Source organism: Amnibacterium endophyticum, from assembly GCF_042680685.1.
GTDB classification, from domain to species: domain Bacteria; phylum Actinomycetota; class Actinomycetes; order Actinomycetales; family Microbacteriaceae; genus Amnibacterium; species Amnibacterium endophyticum.
The window spans coordinates 1-9,435 of record NZ_JBHUEA010000042.1 but is presented as its reverse complement, the minus strand read 5'-3'; the positions used below and the strand labels follow the sequence as shown (position 1 = coordinate 9,435).

Here is a 9,435-nt window from a genome sequence, read left to right as displayed (position 1 = left end):
CGCTCGCGCGGCCGGCGGCACCACGGCCGGCGCCGCGACCGTCGCCGCGGCGGGCAACCCCTTCGCCGGCGGCGCGATCGCCCTCGGCGTCATCGGGCTCATCGTCGGCGGCTTCGCCCTGCTGCCGCTCGCCGGCCTCGTCGTCTCCCTCGGCGGGCTCGTGCGCAGCCGCCGCCTCGCGCGCGAGGGCTCGCGCCGCACGGGCTTCGGCCAGTCCGTCGCCGGGCTGATCCTCTCCGTGCTCGGGCTGGTCCGCTGGATCCCCGTCGTCGTCACCCTGCTGCAGGACGCGGGCGTCGACTTCAGCTGAGGCGCTCGCGCAGGAAGGCCACGACGCGTTCGCGCGCCTCGAGCGCCGGGTGCCCCGGCCGCTCCCGCACCTCGGAGGTCAGCACCGAGTGCGCCGACGAGGAGAACCCGCCCGCGTTGCCGGCCGACGAGTCGAGCTCGATCACCTCGAAGGCGTCGCCGAGCCGGGCTGCGACGGTCGCGAACCGCTCGCGCGGGACCACCCCGTCCTCGCTGAAGCGGAGTCCGAGGGCGCAGACCTCCCCTCGGTCGGCCCGCCGCCCGACCTCCTCCAGCTCGAGCGCCGGCAGGCCGCCGTTCACCCGCCGGGACCGGGACACCGGGAACGGCACGCCGGGCTGGCTCATCACCGACGCGCTCACCGCCGGGTCGACCGCCGCCGCCAGCGCGAAGCCGCCGGTGAAGCACATGCCGATGACGCCGACGCCGCGACCGGAGGTGCGGGCGGCGAGGTCCGCGGCGAGCGCGCGCAGCCAGGCCGTGAAGGGCCGGGGCGCGTCCGTCGCGAAGGCCCGGAACTCCCGCGAGACGCAGAGCCGGGCGACGGAGCCGATGGCGTAGCCGGCGGAGGAGGGCCTGCCGGGGTCCCCGAAGGGCGACGGCACGACGACGGTGAAGCCTTCCTCGACGAGGTGCTCCGCGAGGCCCAGCACCTCCGGCGTGACGCCCGGGACCTCCGGGATCAGCACGACGCCCGGCCCGGACCCCTTCTCGAAGACGGGGTGGGCGAGCCCGGCGGCGGCGAACCCGCCGCGGTGCCAGCCGGCCAGGGTCGCGGTCGGAGCGGTGTCGGTCACGGTGCCTCCTCGGGCAGCTCCAGCAGGTCCACCGGCCGGATCGGCTCGGCGGCGTCGGACGGCAGGTGCCACGTGCGGAGCGCGGCGGCGGGCAGGGCGGCGACGATCTCGCGGGAGCCGACGCGGATGCGGGCGGACGCGCCGCGGCCCGAGGTCTCGAGGGCGCGGACGACGACGCCGTCGCCGTCCTCGGCGGGCTTCACCGCGGTCACCAGGACGGGCCCGTCGCCCTGGTCGGCGAAGCTGCGGACGGCCGGGACGTCCCCGCCGTGGAAGCCCTCGAGCATCGCCCGCGGCCGCACGTCGAGCTCCGCGGCCCGGCGGTGCAGGTCCGGCACGTCCGGGTCTCCGTCGTGCGGCACGAGCCGCAGCGTCCAGCGCTGCTCGCCCTGGTCCTGGTACGAGTACACCCGATCCGGGTCGAGCGGCGTGGGGTCGTGCCAGGCGTGGACGGGGCTGCGGACCGCGGTGATGCCGATCGACGGCGAGCGGCCGCCGCCCGCGGGCGAGAAGTCGTAGCCGTGCTTCGCGTCGTTCAGAACCGCGAGGCCCGCGCGCCGCCCGCCGATCGAGCCGGTCAGGTCGACGAAGGACTGCCCGGGCTGCTCGCCGCCGTCGACGGGCCGCGCCTGCACGCCGAACGGGATCTGGGTGATCGCCGCCGGGTCCTCGAGCGCGACCGGCCAGCGCAGCTTCATCAGGTGCGCGCGCTCGCGCCAGTCGAGCACGACCCGCACCTCGACGTGGTCGGCGTCGCGGCCGAGCACGACCTCCTCGACCAGCCGGGAGGCGCCCCAGGAGCGCTCGACGCGCAGCACGCCGCGCAGCGCCCCGTCCTCCCGCGGCACGATGCGCTCGAGCCGCATCGGCTCGCCGGGGCCCGCGTAGCTGACGACCCGGTGCCCCCAGGTGTCCGACCCGTCCGCCGAGATCTGCACGTGCGGTCCGGCGGCGCCCGCGAGGAGGTCGATCCCGGAGGCCTTGTGCAGGAGCACCGCGAGGTCGCCGGTGGCGGGGTCGAGCTCCACGCGGAGGCGGTCGTTCTCGAGGTGCAGCGGGCCGCGCACGACCGTCCCCGCGCCGCCGCCGGATCGGCTGCGGGACCGGTGCAGGCGGTAGACCGCGTGCCCGAGGGGCGGGAGGTCCGCGGCGAAGGCGACCGCGGCGCCGACGGACCGGCCCACCTGGGACCGCGAGGCGATCGGCTGGCTCGGCACCCGCTCCCCCGCCTCGGTGGTGACGCGGTCGGGGTCGACCTCGCCGCCGACCCCGAGGTGCAGCTCCACGTCGGCCCGCACGGGCCACGGGTGCGGGTTGAACACGACGACGGGCTGGGTCGCGGGGTCGAGCGGCAGGTCGATGCGGCCCGCGAGCACGGCGTGGGCGCGGGCGGTGATCCGCTTCGCGGCCGCCGTCGCGCCGCCCAGCTGGTCGCGGGCGTCGTCGAAGCCGGCCTCGATCGCGGTGCCGGGCAGCACGTCGTGGAACTGGTTCTCGAGCACGGCGCGCCAGGCCTCGGCCAGCGCCGCCCGCGGTGCGTCGACGCCGGTCTCCGTCTCGAGCACCGCGGCCCACCGCTCCGCCACCAGCAGGGCGGACTGCGCCCGTCGCATCCAGATCTTGATCCCGGAGTGCGCGGAGTAGCACCCGGGCGAGTGGTGCTGCAGGTCGCCGGTCACCTCCGGCAGCGCGCGGTCGCGGACGGCGTCGAAGTAGCGGCGCGGGGTCGACAGCTCGAGCGCGCCGAAGCTGCCGAGCGCGTCGAAGCGGTGCACCGTCTCGATCTCCGCCTTCGTCGGCCCGCCGCCGTGGTCCCCGACGCCGAAGAAGACCATCAGGTCCTCGTCCCCCGGCGGCAGCTCGGCGATCGCCTTCTCGACGTGCCGGTCGACGCTCGTCCAGGCCGTCTGGTACTCGTACGGGATCCGGTAGGCGGTGACGCCCGTCCCGTCCGGCGCGACCCAGCGGAACAGGTTCGCGGGCAGGTCCATCTCGTGCGCCATCGGGCGCAGGAAGCAGTAGGAGTCGAGCCGCTGGCCCGCGAGGATCTGCGGGATCGTCCCCGCGTGCCCGAACGGGTCGACGTTCATGCCGACGTCGGCATGCTTCCCGAAGCGGGAGCGCAGCCAGCGCTGGCCGACGAGCCCCTGCCGCACGAGGGACTCCCCGGTCGGCAGGTTGCAGTCCGGCTCGACCCACCAGCCACCCGCGTTGACCCATCGGCCCTCGGCGGCGCGCTCGACGATGCGGGCGAAGAGCGCCGGGTCCTGCTCCTCCACCCAGGCGAGCAGGACGACCTGGTCGCAGGTGAAGACGAAGTCGGGGTGCTCGTCCATCCGGTCGAGCGCCGAGGCGAAGGTCGCCCGCGCCTCCCGGTACGCCTCCTGCCAGGGCCACAGCCAGACGAGGTCGAGATGCGAGTTGCCGAACATGTGGATCGTGCGGTGCGGCGCTGCCGCGGGGCGGTCGGTCACGCGTCGGCCTCCTGCTCGAGCGCCCAGGCGCCGATCCCGACGGCGCAGACGGGCGCGCCGAGGGCGGCCGGCACCACCCGCGCCACGGCGGCGATCGGCGCCATCGCCTGCTCGGCGACCGCGGTGCGGACCGGCCCGAGCAGGGCCTCGCCGGCGTTCGTGAGCCCGCCGCCGATCACGACGACCTCGGGCTCGAGCACGTTCACCAGCGTGACGACGGCGGAGGCGAGCGCCTCGACCCCGTCGGTCCAGATCTCGTGGGCCAGCTCGTCGGAGCCGGAGAGCGCGAACACCTGCTCCGCCGTCGCGTCCTCGGGCAGCGCGGTGGGACGCAGCGCGCGCTCCTCCCGCACCCGGGCGGCCATCTGCGTGCCGGCGACGTACGCCTCCGCGCAGCCGCGGCGCCCGCAGAGGCAGCGCCGCCCGCCCGCGCGCACGAGCACGTGGCCGGGCTCGCCGCCGTTGCCGGAGGCCCCGACGAGCAGGCGCCCGTCGACGACCGCACCGCCGCCCATCCCGCTCGACACCGTCAGGTAGAGGCTGCTCGCCGCGTCCCGCGCGGCGCCGTGCCGGAACTCGCCCCAGGCGCCGGCGGAGGCGTCGTTCAGCAGGTGCGCGCGGAGGCCGAACCGCTCCTCGACGAGGCGCACGATCGGGACGCGGTCCCAGCCGGGCAGGTGCAGCGGACCGAGCAGCAGCCCCCGCCGCGGGTCCAGCGGACCGCCGCACGAGATCCCCGCGGCATCCGCTGGGCCGCGATCGGCGAGCAGGCCGTCGGCGAGGGCGAAGAGGCGCTCGAGCACGGCGTCCGGGCCCTCGTCGCGCCGCGTCGGCGTCGTCCGCCAGCCGGTCGGCTCGCCGTCCGCGCCGACGAGCGCGACGCCCAGCTTGGTCGCGCCGATGTCGAGCGCGAGGGCCTGCATCGCCTCAGCCTGTCCTGCCGCGTCTGGGCGGAGGCTCAGTCGGCCGGCGACGAGCACCACGTCCGCCCGCGGATCCGCGGGAGCTCTGCGGATCCGCGAGTGCTCAGCGGCGGGCGGGCTCGTGCTTCGGCTGCTGCTCGGCCCCGGACGCCACGTCCTCGCCGCGGGACTCGTCGGCGTAGACCATGAGCGCCGAGCCGCCGAGCGCGAGCAGGATCGCGATCGTCGCGAAGACGGTCGGCAGCGTCGCGAGCGCGATCAGCGACACGATCACCGTGAGCGCCGGCGCCAGCGCGTTGGCGACCGGCGCGACCACGGAGGCCTTGCCGCGGCTCAGCGCCATGACGAGGAACAGGGCGCCGACCGCGTTCAGCAGCTGCGTGCCGAAGGTGAGGGCAGGCGCCTGCCACGGGGCGTCGAGGTGCAGCCCGCCGGCGAGCACGATCGCGAGCGGGGCGAGCGCGAGACCGCTCACCGTCATCCAGGTGAAGGTCGTCGCGTCGTTCACGCCGACGGTCGCGGCCTTCCGCAGGAAGTAGGCCTGCGCACCCCACGCGACCATCACGAGCACGGCGAGCAGCAGCCACGGTCCCTCCGCCCGGCCGCCGGTGCTGCTCAGGTTGAAGAAGACGATCGCGAGCATCGCAGCGACGAGACCGACGACGCCGAGCGGCCGCAGCCGCTCGTGCAGGAACGCGAGGGCCATCAGCACCGTGATCGCGGGCGACACGGACACGATCGGGAAGACCAGGTAGGCCGGTCCGATGGTGAGGTCGTAGAACAGGACCAGCTGGCCGGCCGCGCCGGTGAGCCCTGCGGCGATGCCCCAGTGCGCTCCGCGCCGCGTCCACTCGAAGCCCTGCCGGGTCAGGATGAACGCGGCCGGCACGATCATGGTCACCGACCAGACGGCGTAGACCATGAAGCTCGGGTAGTCGTACAGCGTGGTCGGCGCCGACGAGAAGGCGCCCCAGACGCCCCAGAAGAGCACGAGCAGCGCCGCGTACACCGCCCAGCTCGGGAGCCGCTTCCGCCGGCCCGTCGTCGATCCCGTCCGCTCCGTGGTGACCATGCGGTCCTCCTCGAGTCCGTCGTCGGGGTCCTCCCCGGACGGGGAGGTCCGTGCTCAGCGGTGCGCCGGCAGCGCCGCGCCCGCCTGCTTCATCGCGTACAGCGCCGCCCCGACGCCCGGGCCGGCGACCGGCTCGCGCAGGTCCCAGCCCTCGCCGAGCGCACCCCGGAAGGCGGCGAGCACGCCGGGGTCGGAGAACATCCCGCCGGAGTACGACAGCGGCACCCGGTCCCCGGCGGCCCCGATGCGGTCGCGCACCGCGACGGCGAGCGCCGCGAGCTCCTGCCCCGCCTCGGTCACCACGTCCCGCGCCGCCGCATCGCCGTCGGCCGCAGCGGCGGTCACGACCCGGCTCAGGGCCGCGACGCGCCCGCGGTCGCCGGCCCAGCCGTCGATCACGACGCCGACGACGTCGAGGTCCGAGTCGACGCCGACCGCGGCGCGCATCGCGTCGTGCAGCGGCCCGGCGGGGAGGCGGCCGTCCGCCATCCGCGAGAAGACGTTCAGGCCGCGGATCGCGGTCCAGTACCCGCTGCCCTCATCGCCGAACACCTCGCCCCAGCCGCCCGCGCGGGCGCCGTCGCCCCGCCACTCGCCGTAGGCGATGGAGCCGGTGCCCGCGACGACGTTCACGCCGTCCTCGCCGCCGAGCGAGCCCGCCCAGCCCGCGATCATGTCGTTCCCGCACGAGTACCGGTCGTGACCGAGCACCCGCGCCGGGATCGCGTCCAGCTCCGGCACGTCCGCGCTCGCCTCGCCGTAGGCCGGCAGCGCGAAGAAGGCGCGGTCGATGGCGGCGGTGTCGATCCCGCCGTCGCCGGTGATCCGCTCCACGCCGTCGCGCAGCACGCGCTCGACCAGGTCGATGCCGGTCGTGAAGTAGTAGCAGGAGGGCCCGACCGTCTCGGCGACGACGGTGCCGTGCTCGTCCAGCAGCACGAAGGCGGTCTTCGTGCCGCCGCCGTCCACGCCGAGGTAGCGGGCCACGGCTCAGCCCTCGAGCGGGTGGATCGTCACGCCCTGCACGACCCGGTTCACGGACCCGCCCGGGAACGGGTTGTCCGGGGTGACCCCGTCGCGGACCGAGGTGTGCAGCCCGAGCAGCTGCGCGAAGACGACGTACGGCAGCGCGAGGAACGCGTCGTCCACGCCCTCCACGCCCTCGATGCCCCAGTCCGCGCCGGTGCCCGCGGGCCCGGCGTGCAGCACCACGACGGCCTCGTCGCCGACGCCGGCGCGCAGCTCGCGCGCGATGTCCGCGTCGTACGCGCTCGTGTAGGCGTCGTTCGAGGTGTAGACGACGGCGAGCGTCGAGTCGTCGAGCACCGCCTTCGGCCCGTGCCGGAAGCCCATGGCGGAGTCGAAGTAGGTGTCGACGCGGCCGGCCGTGATCTCGAGCATCTTCAGCGCCGACTCCCGCGCGAGCCCGGTGAGCGGCCCGCTGCCGAGGTAGACGATCCGCTCCGGCTCGCGCTCGACGAGCGCCTGCACGCGGTCGCGGGAGGCGAGCACCTGCTCGCCCGCGGCGGCGAGCGCGTCCACGACCGCCGCGTCGTCGCCGAGGAAGACGAGCAGCGCCGACAGCAGCATCGAGGTGAAGCTGGAGGTCATCGCGAAGCCCTCGTCGTTGGCCCGCGCCGGCGTGAGCAGCACGAACGACCGCTCCCGGTCGCCGTGCTGCTGCGCGAGGCCGCCGGCCGGGTCGCAGGTGATCACGAGGTGGTGGACCCGGTCCAGCACCTGGTCGGCGAGCTCGGTCGCCGCGATGCTCTCCGGGCTGTTGCCGCTGCGGGCGAAGGAGACGAGCAGGGTCGGCACGTCCTCGGCGAGCCGGCCGAGCGGGTCCGAGACGAGGTCGGTCGTCGCGACCGCCTCGATGCGGCGGTGCAGCCGGCGCGAGAGCCCGGGCGCCGCGACCTCGCCGACGAACGCGGACGTCCCGGCACCGGTCAGGACGATCCGCAGGTCCGGCAGCGACAGCAGCGGGCCGAGGAAGGCGTCGAGCTCCGCCCGTCGCTGCGCGACGATGCGGCCGGTCTCGCGCCAGACGTCCGGCTGCTGGCTGATCTCCCGCTCGGTCGCGGTGCCGGCGCCGACGGGTCGGGCGGGGAAGGTGTCGGCGGTGTCCTGAGCCTGTCGAAGGGTCATCGGGGGTCTCCAGTCGAGTCGGTGTCGGGCCGCGTCGCCGCGGAGTAGGGGCGGAGCGCGTCGCGCACGCGGTCGAGCAGCAGCGCGCGGGGATCGGCGGTCAGCAGGCCGCGGCGGACCCGCGCGTACTGCGCCGGCAGGTACTGGCTGATGAGCGGCTCGGGGACGCCGGCGCGCGCGAGGTTCGCGAGCAGCCGGTCGACCGCCGCCTCGATGCGCGGCTCCGGCAGGGAGTAGCGCATGCGGTCGCTGTAGCTGAACCGGCGCGCGATCCGCTGCTCGTCGGGCGTGCCCTCGTAGTAGCGCTCCCAGCGCGACGGGTCGTCGAGCATCACCCGCTCGATCACCTCGAGCAGGTCCGATCGCTCGGAGCCGGTCACCAGCTGGTCCTCGATCGCGGCGAGGGCGAACAGCCCCTCCCGCAGCGCGAAGGTGAGGCCGGGTCCGACCTTGAGCACCGCCCAGTGGTCCTCCACGAGCGCGGTCAGCGCCTCGGTCAGCTGGTAGTCGGTGGAGTGCGCCTCGAAGACCATGTCCGGCTCGTCGTCGAGCACGTGCTGCAGCTCGCCGGTCCGGGACCGGTCGTAGTCGACGACGCGGAGGTGGTCGAACTCGACGCCCGGCTGCACCACGAGCGCCATGATCCGCGGCCAGACGTCGTCGAGGCCGGCGCGCTCGAACGCCTCGCGGTGCGCGACGAGGGTCGCCCGCGCCGCGTCGGGCGGCGTCGGCGCCAGGGCGTCGATCGTCTCGTGGGCACCGCCCGGCACGGGCACCTCGGTGCCGATCACGTACCGGATCGAGCCGGGCTCCGCGGCCGAGTCCTCCGCCGCGGCGAGCAGCCGGGCCGCCCGCCCCGCGACGACCCCGTCCGGCAGCGGGGTCGCGTCGCCCGCCAGCGGCATGCTGCAGTCGAGGTGGATCTTCCGGTACCCCGCCGCGGCGTAGGCGCGGACGAGGTCCTCCGCCTTCTCCATCGCCGGCCCCTCGGGCTCGCCCTGCCAGGTGTTGGGCCCGAGGTGGTCGCCGCCGAGGACGATCGCGTCACGCGGGAAGCCCTCGTCGTCGGCGATGCGGTGGACGAGGTCGCGGAAGTCGGCCGGCCGCATGCCGGTGTAGCCGCCGAACTGGTCGACCTGGTTGCTCGTCGCCTCCACCAGCAGCACCGAGCCCGACGCGGCGGCCTCCCTCATCGCGGCCGCGAGCACCAGCGGGTGGGCGGAGCAGACCGACGTGATGCCAACCGCCTCCCCCGCCTTGTGCGCGGCGATCACGGCGCCGAGGTGGTCGGTGCTTGCGCGGTCGGTCACGTGCGTGGTGCTCCTCGTGGTCGGGACGCTCCATCGTCCGGCCGACCGCCCCCTCCCGCCACCGCCTGCGGCAAACGCTGAGCCGGACTGCGCGTTCCGCTCAGCCCAGCGAAGCGCGCGCGAGGTCCGGCGCCCGGGTCGCCGCGGCGGCGGTCCCGTGCACGGCCGCCACGACGGGCACCCCGGGGAAGCCCGGCAGCCGCGCCGCGAGCGCCGCGCGCACGGGGTCGAGCAGCAGGTCCCCGGCCTGGGCGAGGCCGCCTCCGACGACGACGACGCCGGGGGCGGTGAGCGCGACGCCCCACGCCAGCACCTCCGCGAGCGCGTCCGCGGTCTCGTGCCAGCGCGCCGTCGCGTCCCGGTCGCCCGCCCGCACGGCGTCGGCGACCGCCAGGGCGTGCG

9 protein-coding genes are annotated in these 9,435 nt (G+C 75.8%); 1 reads left to right on the top strand and 8 read right to left on the bottom strand.

The window, feature by feature from the left end; all coding sequences use genetic code 11:
* On the top strand, positions 1-310 hold a 310-nt coding region (locus tag ACFSBI_RS16010), incomplete at its 5' end, for a hypothetical protein (protein ID WP_377936702.1).
* On the opposite strand, the gene ACFSBI_RS16005 is transcribed toward ACFSBI_RS16010, so the two are convergent.
* From ACFSBI_RS16005 to ACFSBI_RS15970, 8 genes are all read right to left on the bottom strand, one after another.
* Positions 303-1,106, bottom strand: a complete 804-nt coding sequence (locus ACFSBI_RS16005) for a dienelactone hydrolase family protein (protein WP_377936700.1) — start codon at positions 1,104-1,106, stop codon at positions 303-305. The two genes, ACFSBI_RS16010 and ACFSBI_RS16005, sit on opposite strands and share 8 nt — an antisense overlap.
* Positions 1,103-3,580 (bottom strand): alpha-mannosidase, encoded by a 2,478-nt coding sequence (locus ACFSBI_RS16000; RefSeq protein WP_377936698.1) that lies wholly within the window; start codon positions 3,578-3,580, stop codon positions 1,103-1,105. The genes ACFSBI_RS16005 and ACFSBI_RS16000 overlap by 4 nt, the downstream gene beginning before the upstream one ends.
* Positions 3,577-4,503 (bottom strand): ROK family protein, encoded by a 927-nt coding sequence (locus ACFSBI_RS15995; protein WP_377936696.1) that lies wholly within the window; start codon positions 4,501-4,503, stop codon positions 3,577-3,579. Before ACFSBI_RS15995 ends, ACFSBI_RS16000 begins: the two co-directional genes overlap by 4 nt.
* Before the next feature lie 103 nt (positions 4,504-4,606).
* Positions 4,607-5,575: an EamA family transporter gene (locus tag ACFSBI_RS15990; protein ID WP_377936694.1), complete on the bottom strand. Its 969-nt coding sequence runs from the start codon at positions 5,573-5,575 to the stop codon at positions 4,607-4,609.
* A gap of 54 nt (positions 5,576-5,629) precedes the next feature.
* Positions 5,630-6,562, bottom strand: a complete 933-nt coding sequence (locus ACFSBI_RS15985) for an N-acetylglucosamine kinase (protein WP_377936692.1) — start codon at positions 6,560-6,562, stop codon at positions 5,630-5,632.
* Between the two features lie 3 nt (positions 6,563-6,565).
* On the bottom strand, positions 6,566-7,723 hold the full coding sequence (locus ACFSBI_RS15980; RefSeq protein ID WP_377936690.1) for an SIS domain-containing protein: 1,158 nt from the start codon (positions 7,721-7,723) through the stop codon (positions 6,566-6,568).
* Positions 7,720-9,033: a D-tagatose-bisphosphate aldolase, class II, non-catalytic subunit gene (locus ACFSBI_RS15975; protein ID WP_377936688.1), complete on the bottom strand. Its 1,314-nt coding sequence runs from the start codon at positions 9,031-9,033 to the stop codon at positions 7,720-7,722. The genes ACFSBI_RS15980 and ACFSBI_RS15975 overlap by 4 nt, the downstream gene beginning before the upstream one ends.
* Positions 9,034-9,133: 100 nt before the next feature.
* Positions 9,134-9,435 (bottom strand): ROK family protein (locus tag ACFSBI_RS15970; protein ID WP_377936686.1); only part of this gene is annotated, 302 nt, incomplete at its 5' end.